This window comes from Gluconobacter vitians (assembly GCF_015244565.1).
In the GTDB taxonomy this organism is placed as follows: domain Bacteria; phylum Pseudomonadota; class Alphaproteobacteria; order Acetobacterales; family Acetobacteraceae; genus Gluconobacter; species Gluconobacter vitians.
Window position 1 is genome coordinate 39,323 of the sequence record NZ_JABCQG010000014.1, and the last position, 17,298, is coordinate 56,620.

12 protein-coding genes and 1 pseudogene are annotated in these 17,298 nt (G+C 60.6%); 5 read left to right on the forward strand and 8 right to left on the reverse strand.

All coding sequences use genetic code 11. The annotated features are described in order from the left end of the window. Window positions 1–9 precede the first annotated feature (9 nt). A complete protein-coding gene (locus HKD24_RS11090) occupies window positions 10–801 on the forward strand; it encodes a triose-phosphate isomerase (protein WP_194260361.1) in 792 nt (263 codons plus the stop codon). Next, window positions 801–1,643 (forward strand): DeoR/GlpR family DNA-binding transcription regulator, encoded by an 843-nt coding sequence (locus HKD24_RS11095; RefSeq protein WP_194260330.1) that lies wholly within the window; start codon window positions 801–803, stop codon window positions 1,641–1,643. Before HKD24_RS11090 ends, HKD24_RS11095 begins: the two co-directional genes overlap by 1 nt. Here HKD24_RS11095 and HKD24_RS11100 read toward each other — a convergent pair. After that, window positions 1,612–2,661 carry an alpha-E domain-containing protein gene (locus HKD24_RS11100; protein ID WP_194260331.1) on the reverse strand — a complete coding sequence of 350 codons (1,050 nt, stop codon included), beginning with the start codon at window positions 2,659–2,661 and terminating at the stop codon, window positions 1,612–1,614. The genes HKD24_RS11095 and HKD24_RS11100 overlap by 32 nt on opposite strands. Then, window positions 2,643–4,073 carry a circularly permuted type 2 ATP-grasp protein gene (locus tag HKD24_RS11105; RefSeq protein WP_228124342.1) on the reverse strand — a complete coding sequence of 477 codons (1,431 nt, stop codon included), beginning with the start codon at window positions 4,071–4,073 and terminating at the stop codon, window positions 2,643–2,645. Before HKD24_RS11105 ends, HKD24_RS11100 begins: the two co-directional genes overlap by 19 nt. Window positions 4,074–4,448: 375 nt before the next feature. On the opposite strand from HKD24_RS11105, the gene HKD24_RS11110 reads away from it, so the two are divergent. From HKD24_RS11110 to HKD24_RS11120, 3 genes are all read left to right on the forward strand, one after another. Then, entirely contained in the window at window positions 4,449–5,327 is an 879-nt protein-coding gene (locus HKD24_RS11110) for a transglutaminase family protein (RefSeq protein WP_194260333.1), read from the forward strand. Beyond that, window positions 5,314–6,390: a zinc-binding metallopeptidase family protein gene (locus HKD24_RS11115; RefSeq protein WP_194260334.1), complete on the forward strand. Its 1,077-nt coding sequence runs from the start codon at window positions 5,314–5,316 to the stop codon at window positions 6,388–6,390. Before HKD24_RS11110 ends, HKD24_RS11115 begins: the two co-directional genes overlap by 14 nt. Window positions 6,391–6,609: 219 nt before the next feature. Further along, entirely contained in the window at window positions 6,610–9,027 is a 2,418-nt protein-coding gene (locus HKD24_RS11120; protein WP_194260335.1) for a TonB-dependent receptor, read from the forward strand. Window positions 9,028–9,097: 70 nt separating this feature from the next. Here the strand turns inward: HKD24_RS11120 and HKD24_RS11125 are convergent. The 6 genes and pseudogenes from HKD24_RS11125 to HKD24_RS11150 form a co-directional block, all read right to left on the reverse strand. After that, a pseudogene (locus tag HKD24_RS11125) lies at window positions 9,098–10,391 on the reverse strand (NAD(P)/FAD-dependent oxidoreductase). 240 nt (window positions 10,392–10,631) lie between these two features. Beyond that, window positions 10,632–12,023, reverse strand: a complete 1,392-nt coding sequence (locus HKD24_RS11130) for an NAD-dependent succinate-semialdehyde dehydrogenase (protein ID WP_194260336.1) — start codon at window positions 12,021–12,023, stop codon at window positions 10,632–10,634. 635 nt (window positions 12,024–12,658) lie between these two features. Next, window positions 12,659–14,305, reverse strand: coding sequence for a phosphoglucomutase (alpha-D-glucose-1,6-bisphosphate-dependent) (gene pgm, locus HKD24_RS11135; protein WP_194260337.1), 1,647 nt, complete (start codon window positions 14,303–14,305; stop codon window positions 12,659–12,661). Between the two features lie 255 nt (window positions 14,306–14,560). Next, the gene (locus HKD24_RS11140) at window positions 14,561–15,091 is read right to left on the reverse strand and encodes a flavin reductase (protein ID WP_194260338.1); all 531 of its coding nucleotides are present in this window, start codon (window positions 15,089–15,091) and stop codon (window positions 14,561–14,563) included. Window positions 15,092–15,112: 21 nt separating this feature from the next. Further along, window positions 15,113–16,006 (reverse strand): TauD/TfdA dioxygenase family protein, encoded by an 894-nt coding sequence (locus HKD24_RS11145; protein ID WP_194260339.1) that lies wholly within the window; start codon window positions 16,004–16,006, stop codon window positions 15,113–15,115. Beyond that, window positions 16,003–17,298: an MFS transporter gene (locus tag HKD24_RS11150; RefSeq protein WP_194260340.1), complete on the reverse strand. Its 1,296-nt coding sequence runs from the start codon at window positions 17,296–17,298 to the stop codon at window positions 16,003–16,005. Before HKD24_RS11150 ends, HKD24_RS11145 begins: the two co-directional genes overlap by 4 nt.

Consider the following 17,298-nt stretch of genomic DNA (forward strand, 5'->3'; position numbering starts at 1 on the left):
GGGAGGTTAATCGTGGATCAGAAGAGCGTCTGGATCGGGACGAACTGGAAAATGAACAAGGGGCCGGCCGAAGCCATTGCGGCGGCCCGGGCTTTTTCTAACTTCCACCTGCCCGAAGGTGTCCGGTGTTTCCTGGCGCCGCCTGCGACATCCCTGCGGGACGTGTGCTCAGTGCTTCAGGACACCCCCATGATGGTGGGGGCCCAGAACATGTTCTGGGAAGACAGCGGCGCCTGGACCGGGGAGATTTCCGCGCCGATGGTGGCTGAATGCGGAGCGTCCACCGTGCTGCTCGGACATTCGGAGCGTCGGCAGCATTTTGGCGAGACGGACTGGACGGTAAACCGGAAGGTCCATGCGGCGCTGCGGCATGGGCTGCGGCCGCTGATCTGCATTGGTGATACGGCTGATGAATTTGAATTCGGCGTCTCGCAGGAAACGCTCGCGCGGCAGACAAAAATTGCCCTGCATGGTGTTTCGCAGGAAGATCTCGGGCGCGTGGTGGTAATCTACGAGCCTGTCTGGGCCATTGGGTCTGCGGGGCGGCCGGCGGAAGCACCGTTCGTATCGGAGATCCATACGAAGCTGCGGGGCGTGGTGCAGGGCATTGTGGGGCGCAACAGTTCCGTGCGGATCCCGCTGCTTTATGGCGGCAGCGTATCCCAGGCCAATATCTGCGATTATGTCGCGCTGCCGGATGTGGACGGAGTGCTGGTCGGCCGGGCCGGCTGGGATCCTGCGGATTTCATCAAACTGGTTTCCCGTGTGGGCGAACTGGTGTCTTCGAAAGTCGCTGCCTGATGAACGCCATGCTCATGGAAGGACAGGCCCTGTCCGGTCGCCGGCGCGGTATTCTTGACTATGTCATGGAGCAGGGCGCGGTGCCGGTCGGAGAACTGCTGAAGCGGTTTTCGCTCAGCCGGACGTCCATCAACCGGGACCTGCTGGCGCTGTCGGCGCAGGGGCTGATCCGGCGAAACGGTGCCAACATCACCGCACTGCCGAGCGTGAGTGCGCCGGGAAGCATCCTGTATCGTTCGCGGCAGGAGGTTGCGCAGAAACAGGCCATTGCAAAACTTGCAGCTTCCATGGTCAGTCCGGGCGACACCGTGGCGCTGGATGATTCCACAACGGCACTCTGTATGGCTGAAAGCCTGTCCGAAATCGCTCCCCTGACGGTCGTGACCAACAGTCTGGGGCTCGGGATGCGTCTGGGATCCTGCGAGACGGTCAGTGTGATCGGTCTGGGCGGGAATTACAGCCCGACATTCGATGCGTTTGCAGGCATGGTCTGTGAGCAGAGCGTGCGCGCCATGCGGATCGACATGGCGTTCGTCTCGGCCGCCGCCGTTCATGGTCTGACGGCTTATCATCAGGTCGAGGAGATCGTCCGGGCCAAACGGGCGCTGATGGACACGGCGGATTGCCGCGTTCTGCTGGTGGACAGTCGGAAGTTCGACACCTCCGCCATGAGCAGGCTGGCGATGCTTTCCGAATTTGACGTGGTCATCACCGATGACGGCATTGACCCGGACTATGCCGAAATGCTGCGCGATGCCGGCGTTACGCTGCGGATTGCGTCGGTATCCCCCTCCGTTTCGGATGACAGTTTTACTGTGGAGCAGAGACCTCCTCACGAATAGTAACCGGAGCAGCGGGCCAGAACGTAGCCGAGACCTCCGCCTGCAGTGCCGCAAGCTCGTCCTGGATGTAGGTCATATATTCATGCAAGCCGCGCGAGATGATCTCTTCGGCGGTCTGATCCTCCAGCGTGGCACGCAGATTGATGATGCGTTCCTGAAGCGGGCCGCACTGATGACGCAGGTTGTAATGGGTGGACAGCGCGTTGAGCGTGTTGTCCACCTGCCGCAGGTTAAGCATCAGGGAGCGGGGGAAACCTTCGTTCTTGAGCAGGAAGCCCACGACATTGGCCGGTGTGGTCGTGACGGGCTGCAGACGTCGGAAAGCATGATAGGCGGCGGCTGAGCGCAGGACGGAACCCCACTGCGTGATGTCCATCTGCGAACCGGAGGTCTCTCCGCTGGGGAGGAGCGTATGATAACGGATGTCGATCAGGCGGGTGATCTGGTCGGAGCGCTCCAGATATTTCCCAAGCAGGTAGAACAGCCAGGCCTGATCGCGATAGAGCGTGCCTTCTGTGATGCCGAAATGGGTCTGGCAGTCCTGTTTGAGACGGTTGCACAGTCCGGAGAGGCCATGGCGGCGGATGTCGGGCGTGGAAAGCTCCATCATGCTCCGGGTGAAGACGTTGAGCTGCATCCACATCTCGGTGGAAATCAGGGGGCGGGCCGAGCGGGCGTTTTCACGGACCATATGGGCCATGGCGCGGATGGAGGTCGGGTTCGAGCTTTCGGTGATGTAGAAGGCGAGGATGTTCTCTTCTGTCGCAGGCAGGGGGTAGCTTGCGGCGTAACGGTCCTCGTCGGAATTGATCTGGAGGATGGAATCCCAGCCCGGACTGCCATCAGGGTTGCGGACGAAGGCCTCCGTGACTTCCAGAAGGCGAGCGAGATTCTCGATCCGCTCCATATAGCGGGCAAGCCACATCATGCTCTCGCCATAGCGCGACAGCAGCGTGTTGAGATTGGCGAGCATGGCGGGGAAGCGTGCGCTGGTGTGGGTCATCGGGCCATCACCCATGTGTCTTTCGAGCCACCGCCCTGAGAGGAATTGACGACCAGCGAGCCCTTGCGCAGGGCCACGCGGGACAGGCCGCCGGGCAGAACCCATGTGTTTTTTCCGGTCAGGGCAAAAGGTCGGAGATCCACATGCCGGGCTTCGACGCCACTGGGGCAGAGGGTTGGAGAAACGGACAGGTCGATAACGGGCTGGCTGATATAGTTGGACGGGTCTTCGAGCAGTTTGGCACGGAACTCGTCCAGTTCGGTCTGCGTGGCCTGTGAGCCGATCAGCAGGCCATAGCCGCCGGACTCGCCAACCGGCTTGATGACCAGCTTGTCCATGTTGGCGAGCGTGTAGGCCAGTCCTTCTTCTTCGGCGCAGATATTGGTCTGGACACTGTCGAGAATGGGATCTTCCCCCAGATAGTAACGGATGAGGCGGGGCATGTAGGCATAGACGGCCTTGTCGTCCGCCACGCCGGTTCCAAGTGCGTTGGCCAGCGTGACATTGCCGCGGCGATAGGCTTCCACGAGGCCGGGAACGCCGAGCATGCTGTCCGGGTTGAAGGCCAGCGGGTCCAGATACTCGTCGTTCAGGCGGCGGTAGATCGAATGGACGGGGCGGAGGCCTGCCACGGTACGCATATAGACGCGGTGGTTCTCGACGATCAGGTCCTTGCCCTCGACGAGAGGGACGCCCATTTCGCGGGCCAGAAAGACGTGCTCGAAATAGGCGGAATTGTAGATGCCGGGCGAGAACAGCACGACCTGCGGATCGGTTACGCCCTCGGGCGCGACTTCGCAGAGCGTCTGGTGCAGCTTGAGGCCGTATTCCTCCACCGAACGCAGGGGCATGCCTGAGGCCAGATCTGGCATCAGGCGCAGCATCATGTGCCGGTTTTCAATCACATAAGACACACCCGATGGCGTGCGGGCATTGTCTTCGAGCACCATGAAGCGGCCGCTGCGGTCGCGGATCAGGTCGGTGCCGTTGATGTGGACATAGACGTCGCCGGGCACGCGGACGCCGACCATGGCTTCGCAGTAATTCGGGTTGTTAAGCACCAGATCGGCGGGAATGATGCCGTCCCGCAGGACATGGCGCTCATGATAGATGTCGCGCAGGAACAGGTTGAGCGCTTTGACGCGTTGTTGCACGCCACGGTCGATATGGTCCCATTCCGTAGCCGTAAGGACACGGGGGATCATGTCGAAAGGCAGGATGCGGTCGATCGCTTCGCGGTCGGAATAGACGGTGAAGGTGATGCCCAGACGATAGAGCTGCGCTTCGGCGGTGCTGGTGCGGTGGCGCAGTTCGTCGAGGTCGAAGCCTGCCAGACGGTCGCGGACAGTCTGGAGCGAGGGCGGCATTTCGTCCGTCCGGCGCATGAGTTCGCAGAAAAAATCCGGCGTGTCGTAGGCGGCGAACATGCCTGCTTTCGCGGCCGGAACTGCTGCTGCGCTGATCGGGGAAGGGATGGGAGACTGCAAAACCGGCCTGTTCATTTTCTGCCTCACCACCCTGTTCTTCGCCGGCGCTGCCTGCTGACGAAAATATCCGATCAGCTGCGCCGGTTCATTACGATATTTTATTAACGGAGCAAGATTCCAGCACTTTGCCAAGCGGGAAATTTGCCGTTTGGACGGATCGGGAAAAGTCGGGCGGAAATTGTTGCGGTTCCCGGGAAGACTGATAGGGTGAGCGTTCGACTGATGTCAGACCCCATGATTGGCGGAACGGGATGGCCCGAAAATCGCGTGTCTGAAAGCAGGTGTCTGAAACCGTTTCCACAGGGCCTCCTGAACATGACTTCCCGCGTCGTCCTGAGCCACCAGACCCGATACCAGTACGACCGGCCGGTGTTTCTGGGACGTCAGACCGTGCGCCTGTGCCCGGTGCCGCAGGTGCGATCCGCAGTCAGGAACTACGTGCTGGATGTCTCGCCGGAAAGTGCGGATGTGATCTGGCGGCAGGATGCGTATGGCAATCGGGTGGCGGAAGTCCGGGTTCCGGAGCGTGTGACGCGGTTTGACGTGTCGGTCAGCATGGATGTGGATCTGCGGGCCCGGCAGGACGGCGTGGTCGGTGCGGAAGCGCCGGTCTGTGCGGCGTACCGGGATGTCGATGCGGCCGGAGCACAGGTGTCGCGCTTTGTCGAAGCCTGGCGTCCGGCGGGGACAGAGGGCACTTCGGAAGCGGTGGCAGAACTCAACCGGGCTGTGGCGGAACGTCTGACCTATCAGCGCAGGCTCGAGCCCGGTGTATGGGCGCCGGAAGAGACGTTGGAACGTGCAAGCGGATCGTGTCGAGACAGTGCGTGGCTGCTGGTTACGGTCCTGCGGCATCTGGGGTTCTCCGCGCGGTTCGTGTCCGGATATCTGATCCAGCCGGACAAGGCGGGTGGGCTGGAATGCGATCTTCATGCCTGGGCCGAGGCCTGGATTCCGGGAGAAGGCTGGATCGGTTTCGATACGACATCGGGGCTGGTCGTGGCGCAGCATCATATTCCGCTTGCAGTAGCCGGGCGCCCCGAAGAAGCGGCTCCGGTTTCGGGACTACTGGACCGGTGTCGGGCGACGTTTGACGTGACGATGCGGGCGACGCCTTTTGCATCCGCAGGAACTGTGCCGGAACTGGCCATGATCGGGAAACCCGGTGTAATGCGATCCCATGAAGCTCTTTGAGTGCCAGTCCTGCGGGCAGATTCTCTTTTTTGAAAACACGGTCTGCGAGCATTGCCGGCACCCGATCGGGTATCTGCCGGACCGTTCGCTGCTGACAGCGCTGGACCCGGCAGGAGAGCGGTTCTGGCATCCTCTGGAACCCTCGGCGCAGCAGGAGCGGGTGCTTTACTGCTCGAACCATGATTATGACGTCTGCAACTGGCTCACGGGGCCTGACGCGGCGGGTGGCAAGCCATTCTGTTTTGCGTGCCGGTTCAACCGGATAATCCCGAACCTTGAGGTCCCGGAGAACCTGGAGCGGTGGCGCAAGATCGAAGTGGCCAAGCACCGGCTGTTCTATACGCTGCTGCGGCTGAAGCTGCCGATCCGCGACCGGCGGGAAGATCCGGAAAACGGGCTGGTCTTCGATTTTCTCGATGACCCGCCAGACGGTTCGTCATCGGTGATGACAGGGCACTCCAACGGGGTCATCACCCTCGCCATGCGCGAGGCGGATGATGCGTCCCGTGAGCGCATGCGTGTCGAGATGGGGGAATATTACCGCACGCTTCTGGGGCATTTCCGGCACGAAATCGGGCATTATTACTGGAACCTGCTGGTGTGGGACGCTGGGCGGCTTGATGAGTGCCGGGCGGTGTTCGGGGATGACCGTGCGGATTACCAGCAGGCGCTTCAGACCTATTATGACAGCCCGACGCCATCCAACTGGCAGGACAGTCATGTCAGCGTCTATGCGACGTCGCACCCCTGGGAAGATTTTGCGGAAACCTGGGCGCATTACCTGCATATCGTCTCCACGCTGGAGACGGCCTGTGCGTTCGGGGTGAGCGTTAATCCGATCGTCAAGGGGATCGGGCGGGCTTCGGGGCGCAAGCTCGGGGACCCTTATACCGAGGCGTCCTTCGAGGACATCATGCAGGCCTGGCTGCCGCTGACCTATGCGGTGAACAGTCTGAACCGCTCTATGGGGCTGGCGGATTTTTATCCGTTCGTGCTGACGGAAGGGGTCATGCACAAGCTGGCCTTCATTCACCGATTGATCCGTGAGAGCCAGACGGGCTGACGGCAGGTGTCCGGGTTCACCGGGATGTGTTGGCGTCCTGTCCGGTTTTTTGGAGTGTGGCGTCGGGAAACGGTGTGCTTTCGTGAAAAATGTCGTATCCGTTCCGGCACCCGGATGGTTGGACGGACGGGTTTCTGAAGGCGTTGCGGAGTGCTGGCGGAGGCGCCGTTCCGCTTCAGGGAATGTCAGCGCGACAAACAGGTAAAACGGTCTATGTGCATGCGGTCCGCCTTTCTGCGTGTTGTCTTATCGGTGACGACGGTGCTGTCGGCCGGATTTTCTCCGGCCGTTCTGGCTGCGGTGACGCATCGGGAGACGGGACATCATCCTGTCCGTAAGCCAGTCCATGCCGCGCCTGTGCTGAAGCATCGTGCCGTGAGCCCGTATGTCAGCCAGAGCGCGGAAAACATGGCTGTTGTGGCGCAGCATCCGCCGCGTGGTACGGTCGAGACAGTCAGCCAGAAAATGCTGGCGGAGGCACCGGCCGGGACCAATCCGATGAAGGTTATCGCCCAGCTTCCGGGCGTCGTGTTCCAGTCCGGCGATGCGCAGGGCCTCGATACATGGAGCATGCAGGTCTTCATGCACGGCTTCCAGCAGCAGGAAATCGGCATGACGCTTGACGGAATGCCGCTCGGGGAAATGACGTTCCGGAACTATAACGGTCTGAACCCGATCATGGCGATCTCGTCGGAGAACGTGGCGCGCATTGACGTGTCGCAGTCAGCCGGTGCGGAAAGCATGGCGGCGAGTAACAATCTGGGCGGCGGGCTGAGTTATGTCTCGATGACGCCATCGGACAAGATGGGTGGCACGGCTGCGGCGGGTTTCGGCAGCTACAGCACCTATCACACGTTCCTGCGCTTTGAGAGTGGCAGGCTCAATTCCAGCGGCACGAAGTTCTACACGTCCTATATGCGTAACGACAGCGGGATGTGGAAGGGCTATGGCGAGCAGTTCATGCAGCAGGTGAACGCCAAGCTCGTGCAGCCGATCGGACATGACAGCTCGATCTCGGCATTCTTCGACTGGAGCGATCTGCACCAGAACACCTATCCGGATGTTTCGCCGCAGATCATCAACCGGGTCGGCTACGGTTTGCCGAGCTACGAAAACGGCAGCAATTCCGGTTATATCGCGGCCGTGAATGCGGCGAACGGGATCTATCCGGGGAAGGTCGGGACGCTCGATGATCCGACGGATGCGGCCTATTATGATGGCAGCACGAATACGGTCGATACGTTCGGTGGTATCAAGGCCGATCTGCGCCTGACAGACCGTCTGACCTGGAACACCACGGCTTACGGGCATGGCGAGCGCAACCAGACCTCCTGGGCGACGCCATATTATCCGTCGCCCACGGGATCGCCGATCAGCGAACTGCTGAAAGAGCCGGAAATCCGGCGTTTCGGCATTGTCTCGGCACTGCATTACGATATCGCGCGCAATCATATCGGCGCGGGTGTCTGGTACGAGAACAACAGCTACATGTCGCCCATGAACGCCTATGCGCAGCCGGCGGTCGTGAATGGCGTGGTTCAGGGAAAGGCGCATGATCCGCTGACCCAGTGGCGCGATCCGTTCGCCCAGATTTTCAATCAGAACTACAACACCAACACGTTCACGGCTTTTGTGCAGGACACGTATAACGTGCTGCCGAACCTGGCCCTGCATTTCGGCTTCAAATCCCTGCTGAGCACGACGCGCGTTGGCGATGGCTATCTGAACCAGGACTATTACGGCGCCGGGGCTGCGGTTACGAGCGGGGAAAGCCTGACAGTGGCCAAGCCATTCCTGCCGCATATCAGTGCGGACTGGCACTTCCTGAAGGATCACGAGCTGTATTTCGATATTTCGGAAAATGCCCGGACCTATGCGCAGTCCGGCTACAAGCTCTCGAATTCGCCCTTTGCCGTCTCCCAGACCGCCTATGACGATACGAAGTCTTCGATCCGCCCCGAGACGGCCTGGACCTATGCGATCGGCTATCGCTACACGGGCAAACTGGTCGCCGCGACGGTTTATGCCTATCGCACGAACTACAACAACCGCCTGCAGCAGATCACGGAAGGGCCGGTCGTCAACCCGATCTCGGCCGTCTCGAACGTGGGCGGGGTGACGATGAACGGTGTGGATGCGGGTCTGACACTGATGCCGTTCCGTGGTTTCGCGCTGACCAATTCCGTCAGCTACAACCATGGCGTCTATGACCAGAACCTTGTCAGCGGCTCCACGGTCTATGCGACGAAAGGCCAGCAGATCGTCAATTATCCGCGCTTCATGTATAAGGGGCGCGTGTCTTACGAATGGCACGGCATGACGGCCTATGCCGACGGAAGCTACACCAGCACGCGCAATTACAGCTACACGGGAGACGTCAAAAGTCCCGGCTACTGGCTGACAAATGTAGGCGTGCAGTACAGCTTTGGAAACATGAAGCGGTACAACCGCTCTCTGGGTGCCATCAAGAACCTGACGGTCTCGTTCAATGGCTCCAACCTGACGAACAAGCGCTACATTTCCACGATGGGTCAGAATGGCAACCCGGCGGATATTGCCTCAGGCGCGCTGACGGACCAGTCCATGCAGATCGGAGCACCGCGAATGTTCTTCGGCAGCGTACGCGCTGACTTTTAGGACAAAAAGCCCGTGGCGTAGGCCGCGGGCTTTTTTGCTGTCAGGCGGGTTCCTCAGGCGCGGACGGTGTTCAGTCCAGGCGCACGGAAGGCCGGACGAAGGTCTCGACCCAGTCGGAGTAAAGGGACATCAGCCCCCGGTAATAGCCGAACAGCTCGATCTGATGCTGGCGATAGAGCATGAGATGGGCCATCCGTGCCGAGAAACCGTGCGAGATGCCTCCCCCCCCAGACCGTGCCGCCGGGCAGGGCCGCCCAGCCATTGTATTTCCCCAGAGCCACGATCGCGCCCTTGTTGTGGAAAATACAGCCCGGAACCTGCTGGCCGTGCTCGATCCACGCGGGCAGATAGCGGGCAAGGTGCTTGGCCTGCTGCCGAGCGACCTGTGCCGTGGCGGGAAGGGGATCGTCCTGAATGAAGGAACAGTCTCCGAGCGCGAAGATGTTTTCATCATCAATCGAGGACAGGTTCTGGTTGACGAGGATCTGGCCGGTCCGGTTGATCGTCAGACCACCATAGGCCGTGGTGACTTCGGGAGCTTTGACACCCGCCGCCCAGACACGGAGTTTGGCGGGAACATAGGAGCCGTCTTTCAGTGTGAAGCCGTGGTCGTCGGCGCCAGCGACGCGCGCATTGGTGCGGACGGTGACCCCGATATGTTCTAGCTCCTGCTGGGCTGCGGCGGAGACGGATTCCGGGAATGCAGGAAGGATGCGAGCACCTGACTGCAGGAGCGTGACATGCAGTTTGGGTGGGGCCTTGCCGAAGGCATGCAGGTTGTAGGGGCCGACGATTTCCAGCGCCTTGTGCAGCTCGGCGGCGAGCTGGACACCGGTTGCACCACCGCCGACGATGGCGATGTCCAGTTCGGAATTATTGGCGAAGGCGCGGAGCAGTTCCATCCGGAACTTCTCGTTGAAGGCGTTGGCCTCCACGAGATTGTCGATGGACATGCAGTGTTCCTTGACGCCGGGCGTGCCGAAATCATTGGCGCAGCTGCCGATCGCAATGACGATCGTGTCGTATTTCATGCGCCGGCTTTCGAGAATGACGGTGCCGTCGGCTTCCAGAAGCGGGCTGAGGACGACTTCACGGTTCTCGCGGTCGATGGAAGCCACTTCGCCGGGCCAGAACTCGAAATGGTGGCCGCTGGCCTGGGAGATGAAGTTTACCTTGTCGTTTTCATTGCTGAGCGTGCCGGAAGCAAAGCAGTGCAGCATTGGCTTCCAGACATGGGAAAAGCTCTTGTCGATCAGCGTGATGCGCGCCTTTCCGGGTTTTCCCATCGACTTGCCGAGGCGGGTTGCGAGAGCAAGACCGGCAACACCGCCACCGACAATCAGAATTTCAGATCGAGACGCCATCGGTTTTCAGGCCTCCGTGTGGGGAGTGGGCAACAGAAAAGTTACGAGGGGAGGAATATCTGCCAGGCTCTCTGGTGGCTGATATGAATACTTGGGGTGTATTAAGGGCGTTCAGGTTGTGATGAAAATCATATTCAGGTGACTGAAATACACACTCATCACATATCAAGTACTGACAAGCTGATTTTCAACACGCCGTGATGGGCGGGAAAATCCTGTTTCCCGCCCTGATCGACGTCCTCAGATCGGGGCGTCGATATCCACGATGTTGATGAGCTTGTGGTTCACGAACTCCTTGATGCCCAGGCCCACCAGTTCGCGGCCATAGCCGGAGCGGGCGATGCCGCCGAAGGGGAGGTCGGCCTTGGGGATCAGCGGGTGGTTGACGTAAACCATGCCCGTACGGATCTTCGAAGCCACGCGGGCACCACGGCTCTCGTCCTTCGTGAAGACCGCACCACCCAGACCATAGGGAGAGTCGTTGGCGATGCGGATGGCATCGGCTTCGTCCTTTGCGCGATAAAGCTGCGTGACCGGGCCGAAGAACTCCCAGTGGCGGGCTTCATTGTTCTGGTCCAGTCCCGTCATCAGCAGGGGCTGGAAGAAGGAACCTTTGGTGGGGACCGGAGCACCGAGGGGCTCGACCTTGGCGCCATGCTTCTTGGCCTCTTCAACCTGCTTGCGCAGATCATCCGCAGCACCCTGCGAGCAGAGCGGAGCGAGGGTGATGGACGGATCCATCGGATCACCGGCCTTGAGTTCGGCAACGCCCTTTTTGTAGAGGTCCAGGAAGCGGTCATAAATTGCGTCGGCCACGATGATGCGCTTGGCGGAGACGCAGACCTGTCCGGCGTTCCAGTGACGACCGAGAACGGCCCATTTCGCGGCCTTTTCGACGTCCGCATCGTCGAGCACGATGAAGGCATCGGCGCCGCCGAGTTCCATCGTGGCTTTCTTGAGCGCCTTGCCGGCCGTTCCCGCGATGATGACACCTGCACCCTCGGAACCCGTCAGCGCCACGCCGCAGACGCGGGGGTCATTCAGGATCATTTCCGTGTGGGTACGGGCGAGATAGAGGTTGCGGAACAGGCCCTTGGGCAGTCCGGCCTCATTCATCAGGTCTTCGCAGATGGCGGCGCACTGCGGCAGGTTGGATGCGTGCTTGAGCAGGACCGCATTACCGGCCGAAAGCTGCGGCGCGATGATGCGGACGACCTGATAGAACGGAAAGTTCCAGGGCTCGATGGCCAGCACGATCCCGAGAGGTTCGTGAACCAGCGTCGCCTTGCCTTCGGCCGGATTGGCGACCGGAAGCGTCTCGGGCTTCAGCAGTTCTTCGGCGTGCTCGGCATAATATTCAAAGATTTCGGCGGAGAGGATGATCTCCATCTTTGATTCTTTGAACAGCTTGCCCATTTCGAGCGTGCCGAGACGCGCATATTTGTCGATGTCGCGGCGCAGGATTTCGGCGGCGGTCTTCATGATCTTTGCGCGTTCGGCAAAGGAGGTATCGCGCCAGCTTTCAAAGGCCTTGTAAGCGTCTGTCAGCGCAGCCTGGACTTCTTCATCCGTCGCGTTCGGGAAGGTCTTGAGGACTTCGCCGGTGTAGGGATTTGTCGTTGCGTAGGCCATGTTTACCTCGTTGCCGGTTGGGAAAAGGCGTGCGGCCGCGACAGGGCCGGTCGGATGGCTTTTCCCGTCATCATCTGGGGTAGCAAACAGGTTTCCAGTTCGGGACCGGGCGCAGAATGTCCGGGCTGGACAGGGTGCGTTTCTGAAAGAACAGAAGAAGTATCTGTCTGGAGAAAACGGAATGAAGAGGAAGCACTGGCCACTTTGTCCTCAAAGGACATCGCGGATTTGTGGTTTGTCTTCAACATCCATTTTATCCTTTATCCGGACTGAAAACAGATAGACTGTCGAGTGGCAGGTTATCGTCTAAATATGACACTCAGTGTCAGAAACGGGTATTATCCATATCCCGACTGATTACCAGAGCGCGGGCATCACATGGGTGTGAAGCGCCATCGCGTGCCCATGGCACGCGCAGGTTCCGGGATGCGTAAAGCTGCTGAAATTATGGAGAAAACCTGACCATTCAGGATGTCAGGATTTTCTCTTCGGAGGACGGAGTCCGATGGCGCTTTCAGGCGGCGCAGAAGAGTTTTTCAGAGTCGAAAAGGGAGTCGCCGGGCCTCAGGAACAGTGTCGTCCGGGCGCGGCTGAGTGACCCGGGACATGCGTCATGTCCCGGGGAGAGGCGTGGTTCAGGAAGCAAAAACTTTGGAGATGGCGTCCTGCGCTTCCTGCTGGATCGCGCGCAGATGCTCCTCGCTGACGAAGCTTTCGGCGTAGATCTTGTAAACATCTTCCGTGCCGGACGGGCGAGCGGCGAACCAGCCGTTCTCGGTCACGACCTTCAGTCCGCCAATCGGCGCATTATTGCCCGGCGCACGGGTCAGCTTGCTGATGATCTTGTCTCCCGCCAGCGTCTCCAGCGGGAACTGTTCGGGCGTGAGCTTGCTGAGCTTGGCCTTCTGTTCCGGATTGGCAGCGGCGTCGATACGCTCGTAATAGGGCGTGCCGAGACGGGCGATGATCTCGTGATAATGCACGCTCGGGTTCTTGCCGGTCTTGGCGGTGATTTCCGCCGCTAGCAGACCCAGGATGAGACCGTCCTTATCCGTGGTCCAGACGGTGCCGTCCCGACGCAGGAAGGTCGCCCCCGCGCTTTCCTCACCGCCAAAGCCCAGCGAACCGTCCATCAGACCCGGGACGAACCATTTCAGCCCGACCGGTACTTCAACGAGCTTGCGGCCCATGTCCTTTGCCACGCGGTCAATCAGCCCGCTGCTGACGAGCGTCTTGCCCACACCCAGTTCCGGGCTCCAGTCCGGGCGGTTCCGGAACAGGTAGGAAATCGCCACTGCAAGATAGTGGTTCGGGTTCATCAGCCCGTCAGGCATGGCAACGATGCCGTGACGGTCGGCGTCGGTGTCATTGGCAAAAGCAACGTCGAAACGATCGCCCATCTCGATCAGACGCGCCATGGCATAAGGCGAAGAGCAGTCCATGCGGATCTGCCCGTCCCAGTCGGCGGTCATGAAGGAAAAGGTCGGATCCACCACGTCACTGACGACGGTGGCGTTCAGGCCGTAGCGATCAATGATGGGCTTCCAGTAAGCCACGGCTGCGCCACCCAGCGGATCAATGCCGATCTTCACGCCGGCATCGCGGATCGCCTTCATGTCGATGACCGAGTCCAGATCGTTCACATAGGGCGTGATGAAATCATAGCCCTTGATGCAGGCTTCCTGACGTGCCTGTTCGTAAGGCAGGCGTTTGACATCCTTCAGACCGTTGGCAAGGAACTCATTGGCCATGTCCTGAATGGCCTTGGTGATGGCCGTATCAGCCGGGCCACCATTGGTCGGGTTATATTTGAACCCGCCATCGGACGGCGGATTATGCGACGGCGTGATGACCACGCCATCAGCCAGACCCGTGGTGCGGCCCTTGTTATAGGTCAGGATGGCGTGGGAAATGACGGGCGTCGGCGTGTAGCCGCCGTTTTCGTCAATCCGGGCGTCGATCCCATGGGCTGCAAAGACTTCGATGGCGGATTTCTGCGCCGGGCCGGACAGGGCATGGCTGTCCATGCCGATGAAGAGCGGACCGTCAATGCCTTCGGCCTTGCGATGACGGCAGATGGCTTCGCAGATGGCGAGGATATGGTTTTCATTGAAGCTGGTATGGAACGAAGAGCCCCGGTGGCCGGAAGTGCCGAACGAAACGCGCTGCGTGGCAATCGAAGGGTCGGGCTTGCGGTCATAATAAGCCGCGATCAGGGCGGGAATATCGGTCAGCTGGTCGGAGGGAAGTTTTTTTCCGGCCAGGGGGCTGAGATGGGCCATTGCTTCACATATCCTTGCATTCGCCATTGGGCATTGCCGTCGGTTAACGGCCGTAACGCATGAACGCCCGGTCCGGGCGCGTCGTTCGGGCAGGAAAACGTGTATCCGGATTGATGTCCAGAGAGACACGTCAGTTCTGTGAAGTTTGTGAGAAGTACGTTCAGGCGACGCCTCTGGTGACTTTCTGACCAGAGGCCGGGCTGTCACCAATGTCCCGTCTATCGTGTGCTGTGCATGTGCCGCAGGAAGGGATGATCACGATGTCACGGGCAGGGTCGCGAAATTCCGGTTAAACCAGAGGAGGCCGGATGTGGGCGCAGGAGCCTGTGTGACGGCCTCGACGCGGCAGAAGAGGACGGAGTGTGTGCCGACATCCTGGCTCTGGTCGATCTGACAGGACAGGCTGACGAGGCTGTCATGGAGCACGGGCTGTCCGTGGGCATCTGGCTCCCAGGGGGCGGAAGCGAAGCGCTCTTCCATGCTCTTGTGACGGCTGGCGAAGTAGCCCGCGATGTCCTGTTGTTCGCCGCTGAGAATGTTGATGACGACACGGCCATGCGCGTGAAACGCGTCATGGGAACGGGTCGAGCGGTTGATGCAGACCAGAAGGGTCGGCGGTGTATCCGTGACGCTGGTAACGGCGGAGGCAGTCATGCCGAAGCGCCCGTGCGGGCCGTCCGTCGTGATGATCGTCACTGCGGCGGCAAGATGCGCCATGGCGTCCCGGAAAGCCGTGGTAGTGACGGCCGGTGCGGCGGGAGTGTCGGGCGTGGGATTGTTCAGCATGGAGAGGTTTTTCCAGTTGGATCAGTGATCGAGGTTCTGGCCGTCATCGGGGCCTTTGAGCAGGCGGCTCTGTTCCCCCGTGATGCTGACGGGGAGGTCTCCGCGCACCGTGATCCGACGCAGGAGACGGGGATGCGTATCGAAATCGGCCGTGGCGTAGTGCTGGGTGGCGCGGTTGTCCCAGATGGCGACGTCACCGGGCTTCCAGTTCCAGCGGACGGTATTGTCGATCTGCGTGATGTAGGACTGGAAGATTTCCAGCAGCCGGTTGGCATGCTGGGTCGGGATGCCACGGATTTCCTTGAAGAAATGTCCCAGGATCAGCGTGCGCTCGCCGGTTTCGGGATGGACGCGGACGACTGGATGTTCCGTCTCGTAGAGGCGTGAAATGAAGCGGGCGCGGAAATCAGCAATTTCCTCATGGCGCGTGTCGTATTTGTAGAAATTGGTGTCGTAATCGTTGCTGTGAACAGCCCAGAGCGTATCGGCGAGCTGTTGCAGTGGGGCAGGCAGGTCGTCATAGGCGGTGGCGGTATTGGCCCAGAGCGTACTGCCGCCATAGGGCGGGATCGTAGTCGCGCGCAGGATCGAGGCCTTGGGATAGGCGGGAACGAAGGTGACATCCGTGTGCCAGGAATCCGTGGAGCGGCCGTTGCGGGAGTTCAGCTCGAACGTATAGGGCGTGCCCTCGGCGGCGGGGATGGTCGGGTGGAGGATCGGGTCTCCGAAAACGCGGCTGAGGGTTTCGTGCTGGGCGTCATCGAGAAACTGATCGCGCAGGAAGATCACCTTGTGGCGCAGCAGGGCCTCATGGAGGAACGTTTTGTGTTCTTCGGGCAAAGGCTTGCGGGCGTTGATGCCGTGGACGGTGGCGCCGATGCGGGACGTCACCTTTTCGGTCGTAAGCTGCGTCATGAGGGGACTCCTTCGGACTGCGGGAATGTGTGACTGCTGGCGCGGTCAGGTCGCGTAAGAGGCGGGGGCGTGATGAAGAAAGTGAGGACGGCGCCGGCCAGAAAGAGCGCGGCGTAAATGAGGATAATCCCCTGCGTGCCGACGACGCCTTCAAACGCATAGACGATGAAAGGGCCGATCCAGACGCTGCTGCCCGCGCCAAGATTCAGCAGGGACATGGCGATGCCCTTGTGATCCGGCAGAAGGGATGGGGTCAGGGCCGAGAGGGGCACGTATCCGGCGAGCGTCATGCCGAAGATGGCGGCGGAGGCGTAGACCGCAAACAGGCTGCTCTGGGCGTAGAGCAGCGGGATCCAGTATAGCCCGACGCAACTCAGCGCGCTGCCGATGCCGCCAAACCAGATGACGGTCTGGCGCCAGGAGATGTAGTCGCTGGCAAAGCCGATCAGCAGGTTGAAGACGATATTGCTGGCGAAAATGATTTCCAGAAACCGGATCCACACGTCCTGCGACAGCCCAAGGCGGCCTGTAAAGAAGAACGGCATGAAGACGATCAGGCCATGTGTGGCGCTGGAATTGACCGCGCGCACGATGCACGCCAGTCCGACGCCGGGGTTGAGGCGGATCTGACGGACTGTTTCGCGCAGGGTGGGGCCAATGTCCTTCAGACTGCCGGTTTGTGCCCGCGGGGTTGCGGGCAGCGGCAGGACGGCAAGCACGCCTCCTGCTCCGACGCCGAGAAGCGCGATCCAGAGCGTGACGTACTGGCCGTAAACCGGCAGCAGGAGCTGGGCCACGATGGACCCGACCGTGGGCAGGCCGCAGGTGAAGCAGAACCAGAAGAGTCCGACGGCACGCCCCAGACGGTCCTGCCGGATCGTGGTGACGAGCAGGGTCAGCAACCCGTAGAAAAACAGCGGATAGCCCGCGCCCCGTAATCCGTAGGTCAGCAGCAGGAGCGCCGGGGAGTGGGCCGGGATGGCCACTCCGAGGAACAGGAGCTGCGGCAGGATCCAGAACAGCAGGCCCGCCGTCATGACGGTCCGGCTACCGAAAATGTCGCACAGCAGTCCCGAGAACCACGCGGCCAGGGCTGCGACCAGTCCGTAGGCCGTGAAAAGAAGCGCGACGAAATGCTCGCTCTGGCCCGTCTGGACCAGAAACGGCGACAGATAGCCGACCTCAACACCGTCTCCGATCATGAAGACCAGAAGCCCGGCATACTGGAGGGCGAAGCTCCGGGGCAGGCGGCTGGCAGGCAGGAGGGGGGCTGCGGGGAACGTCGTCTGCAT